General features: G+C 69.8%; 16 protein-coding genes. 6 read left to right on the top strand and 10 right to left on the bottom strand.

The features are described 5' to 3' along the window. Window positions 1-4: 4 nt before the first annotated feature. Together ACS5Q7_RS19375 and ACS5Q7_RS19370 are read right to left on the bottom strand one after the other, a co-directional pair. Entirely contained in the window at window positions 5-1402 is a 1398-nt protein-coding gene (locus tag ACS5Q7_RS19375) for an MFS transporter (RefSeq protein WP_478340901.1), read from the bottom strand. Then, window positions 1399-2130: a PRC-barrel domain-containing protein gene (locus ACS5Q7_RS19370; protein WP_478341133.1), complete on the bottom strand. Its 732-nt coding sequence runs from the start codon at window positions 2128-2130 to the stop codon at window positions 1399-1401. Before ACS5Q7_RS19370 ends, ACS5Q7_RS19375 begins: the two co-directional genes overlap by 4 nt. 294 nt (window positions 2131-2424) lie before the next feature. On the opposite strand from ACS5Q7_RS19370, the gene ACS5Q7_RS19365 reads away from it, so the two are divergent. Then, window positions 2425-2820, top strand: a complete 396-nt coding sequence (locus tag ACS5Q7_RS19365) for a hypothetical protein (protein WP_478340900.1) — start codon at window positions 2425-2427, stop codon at window positions 2818-2820. On the opposite strand, the gene ACS5Q7_RS19360 is transcribed toward ACS5Q7_RS19365, so the two are convergent. After that, window positions 2817-3251, bottom strand: coding sequence for a PRC-barrel domain-containing protein (locus ACS5Q7_RS19360; protein ID WP_478340899.1), 435 nt, complete (start codon window positions 3249-3251; stop codon window positions 2817-2819). The two genes, ACS5Q7_RS19365 and ACS5Q7_RS19360, sit on opposite strands and share 4 nt — an antisense overlap. A gap of 475 nt (window positions 3252-3726) precedes the next feature. Between ACS5Q7_RS19360 and ACS5Q7_RS19355 the strand changes: the two genes are divergently transcribed. Next, complete coding sequence (locus ACS5Q7_RS19355; protein ID WP_478340898.1) at window positions 3727-4083, top strand: SWIB/MDM2 domain-containing protein; 357 nt, start codon at window positions 3727-3729, stop codon at window positions 4081-4083. A gap of 51 nt (window positions 4084-4134) precedes the next feature. Here ACS5Q7_RS19355 and ACS5Q7_RS19350 read toward each other — a convergent pair whose 3' ends face one another. From ACS5Q7_RS19350 to ACS5Q7_RS19335, 4 genes are all read right to left on the bottom strand, one after another. Then, window positions 4135-4929: an SDR family NAD(P)-dependent oxidoreductase gene (locus ACS5Q7_RS19350; protein WP_478340897.1), complete on the bottom strand. Its 795-nt coding sequence runs from the start codon at window positions 4927-4929 to the stop codon at window positions 4135-4137. A gap of 66 nt (window positions 4930-4995) precedes the next feature. Beyond that, complete coding sequence (locus ACS5Q7_RS19345) at window positions 4996-6378, bottom strand: MFS transporter (protein WP_478340896.1); 1383 nt, start codon at window positions 6376-6378, stop codon at window positions 4996-4998. Window positions 6379-6497: 119 nt separating this feature from the next. Then, the gene (locus ACS5Q7_RS19340) at window positions 6498-7229 is read right to left on the bottom strand and encodes a peptidase inhibitor family I36 protein (RefSeq protein WP_478340895.1); all 732 of its coding nucleotides are present in this window, start codon (window positions 7227-7229) and stop codon (window positions 6498-6500) included. Window positions 7230-7239: 10 nt separating this feature from the next. Next, a complete protein-coding gene (locus tag ACS5Q7_RS19335; protein ID WP_478340894.1) occupies window positions 7240-7872 on the bottom strand; it encodes a 2OG-Fe(II) oxygenase in 633 nt (210 codons plus the stop codon). Window positions 7873-8128: 256 nt separating this feature from the next. Between ACS5Q7_RS19335 and ACS5Q7_RS19330 the strand changes: the two genes are divergently transcribed. From ACS5Q7_RS19330 to ACS5Q7_RS19320, 3 genes are all read left to right on the top strand, one after another. Beyond that, window positions 8129-8449, top strand: coding sequence for a hypothetical protein (locus ACS5Q7_RS19330; RefSeq protein ID WP_478340893.1), 321 nt, complete (start codon window positions 8129-8131; stop codon window positions 8447-8449). A gap of 109 nt (window positions 8450-8558) precedes the next feature. Further along, window positions 8559-9827: a PQQ-dependent sugar dehydrogenase gene (locus ACS5Q7_RS19325; RefSeq protein WP_478340892.1), complete on the top strand. Its 1269-nt coding sequence runs from the start codon at window positions 8559-8561 to the stop codon at window positions 9825-9827. A gap of 213 nt (window positions 9828-10040) precedes the next feature. After that, window positions 10041-10358, top strand: a complete 318-nt coding sequence (locus ACS5Q7_RS19320; protein ID WP_478341132.1) for a c-type cytochrome — start codon at window positions 10041-10043, stop codon at window positions 10356-10358. A gap of 146 nt (window positions 10359-10504) precedes the next feature. Here ACS5Q7_RS19320 and lepA read toward each other — a convergent pair whose 3' ends face one another. The 3 genes from lepA to ACS5Q7_RS19305 all read right to left on the bottom strand — a co-directional run bounded on the left by lepA (window position 10505) and on the right by ACS5Q7_RS19305 (window position 13564). After that, a complete protein-coding gene (gene lepA, locus ACS5Q7_RS19315) occupies window positions 10505-12307 on the bottom strand; it encodes a translation elongation factor 4 (RefSeq protein WP_478340891.1) in 1803 nt (600 codons plus the stop codon). Window positions 12308-12511: 204 nt separating this feature from the next. Further along, complete coding sequence (locus ACS5Q7_RS19310) at window positions 12512-12712, bottom strand: hypothetical protein (RefSeq protein ID WP_238201181.1); 201 nt, start codon at window positions 12710-12712, stop codon at window positions 12512-12514. 54 nt (window positions 12713-12766) lie between these two features. Next, entirely contained in the window at window positions 12767-13564 is a 798-nt protein-coding gene (locus tag ACS5Q7_RS19305) for a HugZ family pyridoxamine 5'-phosphate oxidase (protein WP_478340890.1), read from the bottom strand. A gap of 226 nt (window positions 13565-13790) precedes the next feature. On the opposite strand from ACS5Q7_RS19305, the gene ACS5Q7_RS19300 reads away from it, so the two are divergent. Beyond that, window positions 13791-14501 carry a response regulator transcription factor gene (locus ACS5Q7_RS19300; RefSeq protein ID WP_238252065.1) on the top strand — a complete coding sequence of 237 codons (711 nt, stop codon included), beginning with the start codon at window positions 13791-13793 and terminating at the stop codon, window positions 14499-14501. The last annotated feature ends 10 nt before the right edge of the window (window positions 14502-14511 follow it).

Here is a 14511-nt window from a genome sequence, read left to right as displayed (position 1 = left end):
CCCGTCAAGCGGGCTCCGCAATCTCCCGCTCCTTGCCGCCGGACCGGCGGGTCTCGGGCATGATCAGCGCCACCAGCATGAAGGCCGCGAAACCCAGGAAGGCGAGGCCGAGGAAGGCGCTGTGGCTCCCGAGCCGGTCGGCCATGATGCCGGCCAGCGAGGTCGAGAGCGCCGCGCCGATGCCCATGGCCGTGCCGACCGCCCCGAGGGCGAGGTTGAACCGCCCCGTGCCGCGCGTCAGGTCCGACACGACGAGGGGCACCATCACGCCGAGCACCGAGGCGGAAACGCCGTCGAGCACCTGGATCGCGACCAGCGCATAGGGGTTCGTGGTGGAGGCGAGGAGCAGGCCGCGCAGCGGCAGCGCCGCGAAGCCGACGAGCAGGACGGGGTAGCGGCCGAACCGCTCCGTGGCCCGCCCGACGGCGGGTGCACAGACGGCGAGCACGGCCTGCGGAACCATGATGCAGGCTGCGACCAGCGCGGTCGCCGTTTCGCTGGCGCGCAGCGTCAGGACGCTGCCGACCAGGGGCATCATCGCCGCGTTGGCGAGGAAGAACAGCAGCATGCAGGCGCCGAAGCTCATCAGGCCCCGGTTACCGAGGAGCGCCCGCAGGGCGCCGCGCCCGCCCGCCGAGGACGCGGCGGGCTCGGCGGCGGCCTGGACCCGCGTGTTGGCATCGATCTCCTCGGCGCGGATCGCCGAGAGGGCCATGACGGCCGGGATCCCCAGCGCGGCGGTGAGGTAGAAGACGGCGCCGTTCGACACATAATAGCCGCAGGCGCCCATTCCTGCGGCGGCGACGGCATTGCCCAGAGCCTGGAAGCTGGCATTGCGCCCGAGGCGCTCCCCGGCCCGCGCATGGCCGACGAGGCCGATGCTGATGGCGGCGATGGCCGGCGTGAGCACGCAGCTCGCGGCCGAATGGAGCGCCATGGCCAGGAGCACGACGAGGAAGCTCGGCCAGACGGCGAGCGCGAGGGCGCTGCCCGCCACCGCGATGGTGGCGAACCCGGCGGCGAAGCGCTTGGAGCGGGCGGCATCGACGAAGGCGCCCCCCGGCACCTGACCGAGCAGGCCGACGAGGCTCCCCACCGTGAGGGCGAAGCCGATATCGGACTGGGTCCACTTCGCCTGCGAGAAGTACACGGCCAGGAACGGCCCGAACCCGGTCTGAAGATTGGCCACGAAGAAGGCGAAGGCGTCGAGGCCGCGCCGGCTCCCCGTCGAGACGGTCGCCCCGGCCGGGGCCGGAGCCTCGGGCGCCACCGCGCTCTCCGGCACCGCCGCGAGCCGCTGGCGCGCCTCGGCCATGGACTCCTTGCGGGACTCCGGTCGGATGGCGTCGCGGGCCGGTGTCGCCGGAACGGGGGGCCGTGCCTTCAATCGGGCCACCGTCATTTATCCGGAGCCTTCTCAGGCATGGGCACAGCCGGAGGCGGCGGCGCTGTGGGCTGCGCTGCGGGCGGCTGGGTGGCAGACGGCTGGGAAGAGTTCGGCTGGGAGGCGGGCGGCACGGAGCCGGCCGCCGAGGCGGCGGGCGCAACGGCCGGCGGCTCGCCGCCCTCGGGCGGGGCACCGCTCGCCGGACCCAGCACGACGATCGGCTCCCCCGACTTGTATTCCGGCGAGACGCGGACCTGATTGCGGGTGAGCGCCACGGAAAGCCGCCGCTCCTTGCCGTCCGAGGTGAAGCGCAGGGCGCGCCAATCGACGGCGATCTTGCGCGTGCCGACGCCGAGGAAGCCGCCGAAATCGATGATCGCCGCGCGGGGGTGCCCCTCCTTGTCGATGATCACGTCGATGACCCGTCCGAGCTCGTCGCCCTGCGCGCTGCGCACGCTGCGGCCGAGCAGGCTCTCGTAATCCGAGGTGTCGAGGACGGTGGCGGGCGTGCCCTGCTGCGGCTGCGCCCCGGCGGCCGGAGCCGGAGCGGTCGGAGGCGTCGCGGCGGGGGGCGCGGGGAGCGTCGCTGCGGGGGGCGTCGCGACGGGGGGCGCGGCCGGCGTCGGCTGCGGTGCCGCGGGCGGGGGCGATGCGCCCGGGCCGGAGCCGCCCTCGCCGCCGACGGGCGGCGTCTGAGCGGCGGCCCCCGTCGCGCCCAGGGCGAGCACCAGGGCCGCGATCATCCGACTGGTAGTACGCACGCGTCGTCCTCTGTGAAATGAGATGGGCGGCCAGGCTGGGAGCCCTGCCGCCCGAATCCGGCGCGGCACGACGGGGGTACCGTCCGACCTGGGCGAAGTTATGGATCAGGTCTGTGGGCTCAGGGCAACAGGGCGCAAGATCCGCGCCGCATTTCCGCTCCAGCGGGCCGGGGGCGGCCCACCGGACTTTTCGCCGTCTGTTTTTCGCCGCAACCCCGGCTTAGATCGCCACGATGAGTTTGCGGGCCGCGACGCGGGCCGCGCGAGGAACCGTCCATGTCCCGCATCCCGTTCCCGGCCCCCGTGCCATCCCTGCTTCTTGCCGTGTCCCTGGCCGCCGGCGGCCTCGCGGGCTGTCAGGCGCTCGGCGGAACGACCGGCGTGATGCCCGATACCGAGGTCGGCCTGCCCCCCTCCATGCGCGGCACCATCCCCGGCCGGCAGGCGCGGACCGCGAACGTGGACGAGGAGGGCCGCCCGCTGCAGACCGCGCCGACCCGCAACATCGACATCCCGCGTAACGCGGGCTCGACCAGCCGCACCGCCGATTCCGGCGAGCGGCGCATCCGCCGCGACGAGCTGGAGGGCAGCGACCCCCGCAGCAGCGGCTCGGGCGGCATGGCGCCCTCCATCACGCCCGGCGGCAGCGTCGGGCTCGGCGGCAAGTTCTAAGCGGAAACGAGGCGGCTGCCGTAATATTCGTCCAGCCGCTTCTTGTAGTTCGGGTCGGCGAAACTGTCTTCGCCCGGCCCGTGGCTGGGCGCACCCGCGAGGGCACTGGGGTCGATATCGACCACGTACCCGCCCAGGTCCGTGCTGTAGCGCAGGGCGCGCCACGGCAGCGGATGGTGGTTCTCGCCAAGGCCGAGGAAGCCGCCGAAGGCCAGGACCGCGTAGGCGACCTGCCCCGACACCTTGTCGACCATGAAATTGTAGACCGTACCGAGATGGCGGCCCTCGCTGTCGTAGACGGCGGTGCCCTCGACCTTGTTCGAGGCGATCAGGCGCGGCGTCTCATCGAGGGCGAGGCCCTCGGCGGCCGGATCGAGTTCCAGCGTGCCCGGCTTCCTGACGGCGCGTTCGGTCGGCAGATCGGTGGGCATGGTCCCTCCTCGAGCGCCCCGCGTTCCCTGCGGGGGTGATGGAGGGGTTACGAGCGCCGCCGCAACCGGTTCCGTCGCGGCGGGACTGCGATTCGTCGAGCTCCGGGCGGCGCCCGGTCAGATCAGGCCGCGGCCCTGATGGGCCAGCGGTGCCCCGCCCGACCGGGTTCCGGTCGCCAGGGCGACGACCAGCGCCACGGAAAGCACCAGCGCGAGTGAGAAGATCGGTGTGAACATGTCACCGGATCTTGCAAATTGCGGTTACGATAATGTTTCATATCCCAACCTATGCGATAAGATTCTGCTTCGGCACCCAAGCCGAACGGGCCGAAACCCGGTCCGCCCTGTGGATTGAGGCGGTTAGCACTCGATTTCCCCTTGGAACGGGCGCGGTACCGCTTAGTTGATACTGCTATGCTGACGTGGCAACGGAGCGCGGTTCGCTCCGCTGAAGTCCGAGCATCGGAGGAAGTTGATGGCGACGAAGACGGAGAAGGCTGCGCCGAAAGCGGCCAAGACCACAAAGGCTGCTTCAGAGTCCGCCCCCGCCAAGACCGCCAAGCCGGCTGCTAAGGCGCCGGCCGCGAAGCCGAACGCCCTTCAGCAGCCGCTGAAGCCCTCGGCCGAGCTCGGCGCCATCGTCGGCACCAGCCCGCTCCCGCGCGGCGAGGTTGTCAGCAAGGTGTGGGAATACATCAAGAAGCACAACCTGCAGAACCCCGAGAACAAGCGCGAGATCGTCGCCGACGACAAGCTCAAGAAGGTTTTCGGCAAGGACAAGTGCTCCATGTTCGAGATGAACAAGCATCTCGCCGCGCACCTGAAGTCCTGATCCCTCGTGCCGCCGGACCGGCCCTCGGGCCGGTCGCGGCGGATCGTGGCGTCACGCAAGATATTGCAGGACGCCGCCATCGACCCGCATCGCAGCGCCCGTCGTGGCGCTCGCGGCCGGGCTGCACAGATAGGCAACGAGGTTCGCGACCTCGTCCACCTTGGCCAGCCGCCTGATCAGCGATGTCGGGCGGTGCTGGGTCACGAACTGCCGCCCGAGTTCCTCGATATCGCCGGTGGGCCCATCGCTCATCTGCTTGAGGAAGGTTTCGACGCCCTCCGACAGGGTCGGGCCGGGCAGCACGCTGTTCACGGTCACGCCGCTTCCGGCGACCGTCTGGGCGATGCCGCGCGCGATCGAGAGCTGCGCCGTCTTCGTCATCCCGTAATGGACCATCTCGGTCGGGACGTTGAGGGCGGATTCGCTCGAGATGAAGATCACCCGGCCCCAGCCGCGCTCGACCATGCCCGGCGTGTAGGCGCGGGAGAGGCGCACGCCGCTCATCACGTTCACATCGAAGAAGCGCTGCCAATCCTCGTCCGGAATGTCGAAGAACGGCTTCGGCTCGAAGATGCCGGTGTTGTTGACGAGGATGTCGACGCTCGGATTGGCCCTCACCAGCGCCTCGGCACCCGCCGCGTCGGAAACGTCGCCCACCGCCGCGAAGGCGCGCCCGCCACTCGCCTCACCGCGCAGCTTCGCGAGCGCCGCATCGACCCGCTCGGTGGTGCGCCCGTTGATGCCGACTTCCGCGCCGAGGTCGCAGAGCGCCCGGGCGATGGCGTAGCCGATTCCCCCGGTCGAGCCGGTGACGAGGGCTTTGCGTCCGCTGAGATCGAGATCCATGATCGGCTGTCCTTTGCCTGTCACCCCGTGGCGCGAAGGTGGGGTCGGCCGGGCGGGAGACCAGTCCTACCCGTTCCGCTGCCAGCGCAGGGCGCTGGTGCAGGCGCCGACCAGGGAGAGCGCCACGGCGGTTGACAGGGAGAGTGTTACCGCCCAGCCCGCCCCGCTGCCATGGGTGAGCCCGAACAACACCGCGACCATCGCCGCGCCGAGGGATTGGCCGGTGAGCCTTGCGGTCGATTGCATGCCGCTCGCCCCGCCGCTGCGCTCGCGCGGGGCGGAGGTGACGATGATCCGGTTGTTGGGTGACTGGAACAGGCCGAAGCCGAGGCCGCACAGGGTGAGCCGCCAGACGATATCGAGGGTCGGCGCCCCCGTGGGCAGGGCGGCGACCAGCGCGAGCCCGGCCGCCAGCACCGCGAGGCCGGCGCCGCCGAGCAGCCCCGGCGGGTAGCGGTCGGCGAGCCGGCCGGAGATCGGCGCCATCACCGCGACGGCGATGGGCCAGGGGGTCATCAGGAAGCCGGTCTGCGTGCTCGACAGGTGCAGCACATCCTGGAAATAGAACGGCAGGGCGACGTAGGACGCCATCTGCGCCGCGAAGGCGCAGACCGACGAGGCCATCGACAGGGCGAAGGCCCGGATCCGCAGCAGGTCGACCGGCAGGAGCGGTGACGGCAGGCGGATCTGCCGGCGCACGAAGATGACCCCGAACACGAGGGCGGCGGCGATCTCGGCCGCGCCCCACAGGGTCCCGCCGGGATCGCCGAGCCGGTCGATGCCCACGATCAGCAGGCCGAAGGTCAGGGCGTTGAGGAGCGCGCTCAAGGCATCGAACGGCCGGCGGCTCTCCGGCGTCTTGGGCAGGGTGCGCGAGGCGACGGCGAGCGCCAGCAGCCCCACCGGCACGTTCACGAGGAACAGCCACGGCCAGGTCGCCACGGAGAGGATGGCGGCGGCCACTGTCGGCCCCGCCGCCGAGGCGACCGCCACGACCAGCGCGACATTCGCCACCCCCGCCCCGATGATCTTGTGCGGGTAGATGAAGCGCACGAAGCCGATGTTGACGCTCATGATCGCGGCGGCGCCGAGCCCTTGGACGATCCGCGCGGCGATGAGCAGCCCGAGGCTCGGCGCCAGCGCGCAGGCCAGCGAGGCGGCGACGAACACCGCGAGCCCCGGCAGATAGACCCGGCGGAATCCGAAGATGTCGCCGAGGGAGGCGAAGGGCAGCAGGCTCGCGGTGACGGCGACCTGATAGGAGTTCACCACGAAGATCGCGTCCGCCGGCTTCACCGACAGGTCCTTCGCGAGGATCGGCAGGGCGACGTTGACGATGGCCCCGTCGAGCACGGCCATGGTCATGGCGAGCGCGATGGCCGCCATGGCGAGCATCCGTTCGCGCGGTGGCAACCCGTCCTGCGGTTGCGGCGCGGCGGTCTCGGCCATGCTGGGCGCTCCTGCGGCGCCGCTCGGCGTCGGGGGGAAGGGAAGCGTCGTCTCGCGCAGGCGCGGGGCAGCGTCGAGGGGTCTCGCGTGTCCTCCGTCACATCGCGACAGGAACCGGATCAGCCGGCGCGGCGCCCGCAGCGGATATAGGTCGAGGTGCCCTTGCTGCTGGTCCAGGTCAGGCGGTCCCCCTCCACGAGGAGACGGACCTGCGACGACCAGCGGCGGCCCCGGTCGCTGCACTCGGCCGCCATCACCCAGGCGCCGCCGGAGCGGTGGCCGTCATGGAAGGTGCAGGTGGTTCTGCCCGCGCGGGCCCTGTCGGCCGAGATCGTGGCCGGCAGGTAGCCGCGTCGGCGGGACGGGCTGAGACAGGCGGCCGAGGTCGGCCCCCAGGTGCCGACATAGTCCGCGGCCAGGCGCTTCGGGGCGGCGGGGGCGACGGCCTGGATCGCGGCCGGAGCGGGAACGGCGGCGACCACGGGAGCGGGCGCCTCGGCCGGGGGCTGCGCCGCCGCCGGGGTCGTCTCCGGCGGCAATTCGGGCAGCACGGTCACGCGCTTGGGCGGCTCCTCCGCCCGGCGGGTGGTTTCGGCGGAGGTCAGCGGGCGGAAGGGAAGGTCTTCGCGCAGATAGGTGGCGCAATAGGCGAAGAGCCCGCCCCAGCCCGCGACGAGAAGGGCGGGGATCGCGTAGCGCGCCGTGCCGCGCTTCGGCGGCCCATCCGGCTCGGCCGGCGGCGGAGGCGGCACGACGAGGGCGTTCATCCCCGGCTCGGCGAGGGCGAGCGGCGTGGGGAAGGTGGCGACGGGAAGGGTCTCGTCCCGCCACTCGGCCCTGTCGAGCGTCATCTCCATCGCATCAGCGCCCGAAGATCCCCTTCAGGAACTGGGCGGTGCGGTTGCGCTTGCGCTTGCGCTCCAGTTCCGAGGCATCCTTGATCCAGGCGACCTGGACCACCCGGCGCTCGCCCTCGAAGGGCTCGTGGCCATGCCAGGAATTGTCGGCGCGCAGGAAGGCGAACATCGTCCCCATGGTCGGCGGCACCTCGACGGCGAAGGGCTCGAAGTTCTTGCCGTCGTAGAGCACCCGCAGGCGGCCGGCGGCCGGGGCGTCCCAGGCGTCGTTCATGTAGACGAGGAGCGTCAGCACCTTCGACGGGCCGTCCGTGTGGATGGCGCCGTACTTGAGCTGGCTGCGCTTCATGATGGTGGTGAGGCGCGGGCACGAGACGAGATCGATCCCGAACTTCTCGCCGAGGATGCGGGAGAACTCGTCGCTCTCCAGTTCGTCGATCAGCGCCTTGAACCGGCCCTGGAGCGAGACCTCGTCCACGGTGAGGTAGCCGGGCTTGCCGATCTCGGGGAAGTCGCGGCGGATCTCGTCGATCGCCTCCCGGTTCAGGACGTTCGACCCCAGCGTGTATGGGTACGGCTCCCGCGAGAGCGGCGCGGCGCGAATCGCCTGAACGTCGATGATCGAGAGAGCCGTCATGCTGGTGTCCCTGGGGTGTCGCGCCGTTCAGAACGGGAATCACGCAGCGCGAGACGTCGCAAGCGGATCACGTTCACAAGTTGTTAGGGTCATCGTGCCCGTGCCCGCCATTTAGGCGGCTGAATGCGGCGCACAGACGGCGAAAGCGGTGGGGTGGCGCATTCCGGTGACAGTCGCCGGGCGCAGGCCCGTGCAGGATAACCCCACCCGCGACCGCTCGCGGGGCGTGCGTAACCAGGATCCGGTACGATCTGTGATGAGGCCGTTGGTCCTCACCTTGCTCTTGGCTTCCCTCGCCGCCGTCGCGGCTGGGCTGTCGGCCCGTGCCGAGCCCGCGCGCGCGCCCCGCGGCTCGATGACGGCCCGGATGACCTGCGCCGAGGCGATGGCCCTGGTGCAGCGCGAGGGCGACATCATGATCGCCGCCGGCAACGCGCCGGAACGGCTCGTCCGCGACCGCAACCAGTGCGAGCTGTCGGACATCGCGGAATTGCGCTTCGTGCCGACGCGGGACAACCCGCAATGCCCGATCGGCTACCGCTGCCGCGAGCCCGGCTTCGAGGAATGGAACTGGTAGGGGTCACGAAGCGGACATCCCGTCACGCAACTCCCTTGTGCCCGATTTACGGCGATCTATCCTTTATCCAGCCGCCCGACGGACAGGGCGGGTCTGGAGAGACCGCTCCATGCGAACGCTGATTCTTGCCGCGCTCCTCACGGGTGTCGCCATCCCCGCCCTGGCGCAGGGGGCGGCGCCGGCCGAGACCAAGGCCAAGACGGACGACCTCGAGAAGCTGGAGAGCTTCCACAGCACCTCGACACAGCCGGCGCCGGAGATCGCTCAGACCGGCCGCAAGGCCGACGCGATCACCAAGAACCTCGCGAAGGTGAAGCTGCCGGACGGGTTCAAGATCGCCCTCTACGCCATCGTGCCGGATGCCCGCGCCCTGGCGGTGGGGCCGAATGCCGGCGTGGTGTTCGTCGGCACCCGCAAGTCGAAGATCTACACCGTGACCGACCGGGACAAGGACCGGGTCGCCGACGAGGTGCGCGCCTTCGCGCCGGGCATCGATTTCAAGATCCCGAACGGCGTCTGCTTCTCGCGCGACGGCGTGCTGACCGTGGTGGAGCAGAACCGGGTGCTCGCCTTCCCGGCGGCCGAGTTCTTCTACGAGAACCCGGATGTCGCCGCCGGCGTGCTGGTGAAGCAGGGCGAGCTGATCCCCGCCTCCGAGGAGAGCTTCAACCACACCGCCCGCGTCTGCCGCGTGGGGCCGGACGGCAAGACCTACATCGCGCTGGGCCAGCCCTACAACGTGCCGCCCGCCGCCAAGATGGACATGTACCGGAAGCAGGGTATCGGCGGCATCATCCGCATCGACGCCGACGGCAAGAACCGCGAAGTCTACGCCACCGGCATCCGCAACTCGGTCGGCATGGACTTCGCCACCGACAAGAGCCTCTGGTTCACGGACAACCAGGTCGACGGCATGGGCGACGACAAGCCGCCGGGCGAGCTGAACCATGCCACCAAGGCGGGCCAGAATTTCGGCTTCCCGTGGTTCGGCGGCGGCGCGGTGCGCACCGTCGAGTACAAGGACGAGACCCCGCCCGCCGACGCGGTGCCGCCGATGGCCGAACTGCCGCCCCATGCGGCCGATCTCGGCATGACCTTCTACAACGGGAAGATGTTCCCCGACGCCTACAAGGGCGGCATCTTCATCGCCGAGCACGGCTCGTGGAACCGCACCCAGCCGATCGGCGCGCGGGTGATGTTCGCCAAGCTCGGCGCGGACGGGAAGGTCGAATCGGTCAAGCCCTTCGCGGAGGGCTGGCTGACCGGCGACGGCGAGTATCTCGGCCGTCCCGTGGACGTGGCGGTGATGCTCGACGGCTCGCTGCTGGTCTCCGACGATTCCGCCGGGGCGGTGTATCGGATCTCCTACGAGAAGTAGGTTCTTGGGAGCGGGCCCCTCTCTCGGGAGGGGCCTGTTTCCCCCCCCCGCCATCCATCCCTCCCCCTCATCCTGAGGTGCCGCGAAGCGGCCTCGAAGGAGGGTTCCAGCCAGCGCTGTCATCCCTGGAGCCCTCCTTCGAGGCCCGCTCACGCGGGCACCTCAGGATGAGGGAGAGGGTTGGAACACCATCAGGACAAGCAGCCCGTGACGATGACCCGCCTGATCCTCATCCTCTCCGCCACGCTGATGCCGCTGGGCGCGCAGGCGGGCGATGCCGCCCTCGGCAAGAAGCGCGCGACCGCCTGCCAGACCTGCCACGGCATGGACGGTCTCTCGAAGCTGCCGGAGGCGCCGAACCTCGCCGGCCAGGTCGAGCCCTATCTGGTGAAGGCGCTCACCGAGTACCGCGAGGGCAAGCGCCAAAACGAGATCATGAACGTCGTCGCGAAGGAGCTGTCCGACGCGGATATCGCGAATCTAGCGGCGTATTACGCGGGCATCCAGATCGACGTGCTGCCGCCGGGCTAACCACACCTTCCGTCATTGCGAGCGGAGCGAAGCAATCCAGGGCAGCGGGACATCTCGCGGCGTTGGCGGAACCCTGGATTGCTTCGCTCCGCTCGCAATGACGGGGTTGGCGCTCGCAAGGACAAAGATTCGAGGCGCGGCCGCCCTCAATCGTCCATCTTGAGCGCGGCGATGAACGCCTCCTGCGGGATCTCCACCCGGCCGAACTGGCGCATCTTCTTCTTGCCCTCCTTCTGCTTGTCGAGGAGCTTGCGCTTGCGCGAGATGTCGCCGCCGTAGCACTTGGCGGTCACGTCCTTGGAGAGCGCCCGGATGGTCTCGCGGGCGATGATCTTGCCGCCGATCGCCGCCTGGACGGGGATCTGGAACAGGTGGCGGGGGATCAGGTCCTTCAGCTTCTCGCACATCGCCCGGCCGCGCGATTCGGCGCGGGTGCGGTGGACCAGCATCGACAGGGCGTCCACCGGCTCGGCGTTGACCAGCAGCGACATCTTCACGAGGTCGCCCTCGCGGTAGTCGGACACATGGTAGTCGAACGAGGCGTAGCCCTTCGAGATCGACTTCAGCCGATCGTAGAAATCGAACACCACCTCGTTCAGCGGCAGGTCGTAGATGACCATGGCGCGCTTGCCGACGTAGTTGAGGTCGATCTGGATGCCGCGCCGGTCCTGGCAGAGCTTGAGCACACCGCCGAGATATTCGTCGGGCGTGAGGATCGTGGCGCGGATCCACGGCTCCTCGATGGTCTCGATCTTCATCACGTCCGGCATGTCGGCCGGGTTGTGCAGCTCCTTCGTGGTCCCGTCGCGCATCTGCAGGCGGTAGACCACGGACGGCGCCGTCGAGATCAGGTCGAGGTTGAACTCGCGCTCCAGCCGCTCCTGAATGATCTCCAGGTGCAGGAGGCCGAGGAAGCCGCAGCGGAAGCCGAAGCCCAAAGCCGCCGAACTCTCCATCTCGTAGGAGAACGAGGCGTCGTTCAGCCGGAGCTTGCCCATGGCCGAGCGCAGGTTCTCGAACTCGGCCGCGTCCACCGGGAAGAGACCGCAGAACACCACCGCCTGGACTTCCTTGAAGCCCGGCAGCATGCCGCTGGTCTGGCGCTTGTCCTCGGTGATCGTGTCGCCGACGCGGGTGTCGGCCACTTCCTTGATCGAGCCCGTGAAGAACCCGACCTCGCCGGGGCCGAGGGCGTCGATCTCAGCCATCTTCGGCCGGAACACGCCGATCCGGTCCACGCCGTAGACCGCGTCGGCGCCCATCATGCGGATGGTCATGCCCTTCTTGAGCACGCCGTCCACGATGCGCACCAGCACCACGACGCCGAGATAGGCGTCGTACCACGAGTCCACGAGGAGCGCCTTGAGGGGCGCGGCCGGCTCGCCCTTCGGCGCCGGCAGCCTGGTGACGATGGCCTCCAGCACCGCCTCGATGTTGAGGCCGGTCTTGGCCGAGATCGGCACCGCCTCGGAGGCGTCGAGGCCGATCACCTCCTCGATCTGCTCCTTGACCCGGTCCGGCTCGGCGGCGGGGAGATCGACCTTGTTGAGGACCGGCACGATCTCGTGATTGGCGTCGAGCGCCTGATAGACGTTCGCCAGCGTCTGCGCCTCGACGCCCTGCGAGGCATCGACCACCAGCAGCGAGCCCTCGCAGGCGGCGAGCGAGCGCGAGACCTCGTAGGCGAAGTCCACGTGGCCGGGCGTGTCCATCAGGTTGAGGATGTAGGTCCGGCCATCCTTGGCCGTGTATTCCAGGCGCACGGTCTGCGCCTTGATGGTGATGCCGCGCTCCTTCTCGATGTCCATCGAGTCGAGCATCTGCTCGCTCATGTCGCGCAGGGCCACGGTGCCGGTGGCCTGGATCAGGCGGTCGGCCAGGGTCGATTTCCCGTGGTCGATATGGGCGACGATCGAGAAGTTGCGGATGGTGTCGATCGGGGCGGTCATCGATGTTCCGTTGGGGCGCACGGCCGTTCCAGCGCGCATGCCGTCAGATCGCGATGGTCGGACAGGAAAGCCGACCGGGCGCCTGCGAGATAGCAGCGCCGGGCCACAGCGTCGAGCGCAAGGGGATCGCGGGCTTCGAGCGCGCAAACGAAACCGCCCGAAGCGGGCGGCTCCGGGCGGTTTGCGTTTCGTTCGGGTCGAGCGTTACCGGCCGCGGTCGCGGATCAGTCGCTCGATCTCGGCCTCGCCGTGGGAGCGGGCCTTGGCCTCGGTCGGGTGCTTCCGGTCCGACCGCTGGTGAAGCTTGCCGTGCTTGCGGATGCTCCACTGGTAGAGCGCGCCGCTCTCGCCGACCGGATGAACCTCGAGGCTGAAGGGAAAGGTGTCGGAGTGCGTATCGTTCATGCTGCCCATATGGGGCGGATCGCCGCCATTTGCCATCCCGGCAACGCATTCCTCTCACGCGCCGGTTGAATCCCCTGCAGGGCCACCCGACCGTGCGCGCGTGGCCATCGCGACGAGGCTCTTGCGCAGCCCCCCCATGTCCGAGACCGGCTCGGGATAGAGCACCCGCGCCGTCCGGTCGCCGGCCATCAGATCCATGCCCTCGGGGTCGAGCCCGCTGAGACGCCAGGGCGACTCCGCCTCGCCGGACGCCGCCGCGTAGAGGGCGAGGGCATCGGCGTGGTCGGCGTTCATGTGGGCGACGGCGCCGCCCTCCCCCGCCACGATGGCCTCCCGGCCGGTCAGGTCGAGGAGAAGTTCGGCGGGCGTCAGCGTCGCAGCCTTGGCGAAGCCGCCGTTCAGGTGGCCCGCCTCCGGCACCAGGGCGAAAAAGGCGAAGTCCGGGAAATCCGCGTAGAGCTTCGCCTTGGGATGGCGGGCCAGGAACCGCTCGCGGACGCGGGGCTCGGCACTCTGCATCGCGCGGCCGTTCACCGTGAGGCGGGGATGGGCGAGCGGGTCGCCCTTGCCGCCCTGGCTGAAAAGCAGGGAGCAGCGCGGATCGGCCAGGAGGTTGCGGGTATGGGCCGACAGGCGCGACAACAGCATCAGCGGCGTGCCGTCCACGTCGGTGGCCATCGTGACGAGGGAGGCGAAGGGCATGCCCTCCGCGTCGATCGTCGCCAATGCGCCCGAGCGGATGGTGCGCAGGAGCATCCGCGCGAGGCCGATTGCGTCGAAGGGCGCCTCCGCCGCCGGCAAGGGCCGGGCCGGACCCTTCGGCCCCTCGGAAACGCCCACCGTCTCTGACATGCACACGCTCCTGTGACGCGAGCGGTCTGGAAGATTACGGCCAAGCTATGACCGCCGCTCGCTTTTTCCCAGGGAACATATTAAAGCACCCGTCCCCCTCGGCGCGAGCCGGAACCGCTTCCCGCGGCGGAATGCCCTCGCGCCTACAGCCAGCCCCGATGGGGCCGGGATGCGACGCGGCCGTTTGCGCGGCCGCGCCCGAACCCGTTCAGCCAGGGATCCGCGCATGCCGACCATTGCCCTCGTCGACGACGACCGGAACATCCTGACCTCCGTGTCGATCGCCCTGGAGACCGAAGGCTACCGGATCCAGACCTACACCGACGGGGCTTCGGCCCTGGACGGTCTGCGCCACTCGCCCCCCGACCTCGCGATCTTCGACATCAAGATGCCGCGCATGGACGGGATGGAGCTGCTGCGGCGGCTGCGCCAGAAATCGGACCTGCCGGTCATCTTCCTCACCTCGAAGGACGAGGAGATCGACGAGCTGTTCGGCCTGAAGATGGGCGCGGACGACTTCATCCATAAGCCGTTCTCGCAGCGGCTTCTGGTGGAGCGGGTGAAGGCGGTGCTGCGCCGCTTCGCGAAGGAAGCCCCCGGCGCCCCGCCGCGCGGCGAGGCCGAGGCCGCCGCCCGCTCCCTGGAGCGCGGCGCCCTGATGATGGACCCCGAGCGGCACACCTGCACCTGGAAGGGCGAGGCGGTGACGCTGACCGTCACCGAGTTCCTGATCCTCCAGGCGCTGGCCCACCGCCCCGGCGTGGTGAAGAGCCGCAACGCCCTGATGGACGCGGCCTACGACGATCAGGTCTATGTCGATGACCGCACCATCGACAGCCACATCAAGCGCCTGCGCAAGAAGTTCAAGGCGACCGACCAGAGCTTCGACATGATCGAGACGCTCTACGGGGTCGGCTACCGGTTCAAGGAGGCGTAGGCCGGGTCAG

It is taken from the genome of Methylobacterium sp. Gmos3 (assembly GCF_056430985.1).
The sequence above is the reverse complement of the archived record's forward strand: the minus strand, read 5'-3'. Positions and strand labels throughout refer to the sequence as shown.

Coding starts and splice junctions, on each gene's coding strand:
- ACS5Q7_RS19375 (WP_478340901.1), bottom strand. CDS start 1,402: ATGACGGTGGCCCGATTGAAGGCACGGCCCCCCGTTCCGGCGACACCG.
- ACS5Q7_RS19370 (WP_478341133.1), bottom strand. CDS start 2,130: ATGATCGCGGCCCTGGTGCTCGCCCTGGGCGCGACGGGGGCCGCCGCT.
- ACS5Q7_RS19365 (WP_478340900.1), top strand. CDS start 2,425: ATGTCCCGCATCCCGTTCCCGGCCCCCGTGCCATCCCTGCTTCTTGCC.
- ACS5Q7_RS19360 (WP_478340899.1), bottom strand. CDS start 3,251: ATGCCCACCGATCTGCCGACCGAACGCGCCGTCAGGAAGCCGGGCACG.
- ACS5Q7_RS19355 (WP_478340898.1), top strand. CDS start 3,727: ATGGCGACGAAGACGGAGAAGGCTGCGCCGAAAGCGGCCAAGACCACA.
- ACS5Q7_RS19350 (WP_478340897.1), bottom strand. CDS start 4,929: ATGGATCTCGATCTCAGCGGACGCAAAGCCCTCGTCACCGGCTCGACC.
- ACS5Q7_RS19345 (WP_478340896.1), bottom strand. CDS start 6,378: ATGGCCGAGACCGCCGCGCCGCAACCGCAGGACGGGTTGCCACCGCGC.
- ACS5Q7_RS19340 (WP_478340895.1), bottom strand. CDS start 7,229: ATGACGCTCGACAGGGCCGAGTGGCGGGACGAGACCCTTCCCGTCGCC.
- ACS5Q7_RS19335 (WP_478340894.1), bottom strand. CDS start 7,872: ATGACGGCTCTCTCGATCATCGACGTTCAGGCGATTCGCGCCGCGCCG.
- ACS5Q7_RS19330 (WP_478340893.1), top strand. CDS start 8,129: ATGAGGCCGTTGGTCCTCACCTTGCTCTTGGCTTCCCTCGCCGCCGTC.
- ACS5Q7_RS19325 (WP_478340892.1), top strand. CDS start 8,559: ATGCGAACGCTGATTCTTGCCGCGCTCCTCACGGGTGTCGCCATCCCC.
- ACS5Q7_RS19320 (WP_478341132.1), top strand. CDS start 10,041: ATGACCCGCCTGATCCTCATCCTCTCCGCCACGCTGATGCCGCTGGGC.
- lepA (WP_478340891.1), bottom strand. CDS start 12,307: ATGACCGCCCCGATCGACACCATCCGCAACTTCTCGATCGTCGCCCAT.
- ACS5Q7_RS19310 (WP_238201181.1), bottom strand. CDS start 12,712: ATGAACGATACGCACTCCGACACCTTTCCCTTCAGCCTCGAGGTTCAT.
- ACS5Q7_RS19305 (WP_478340890.1), bottom strand. CDS start 13,564: ATGTCAGAGACGGTGGGCGTTTCCGAGGGGCCGAAGGGTCCGGCCCGG.
- ACS5Q7_RS19300 (WP_238252065.1), top strand. CDS start 13,791: ATGCCGACCATTGCCCTCGTCGACGACGACCGGAACATCCTGACCTCC.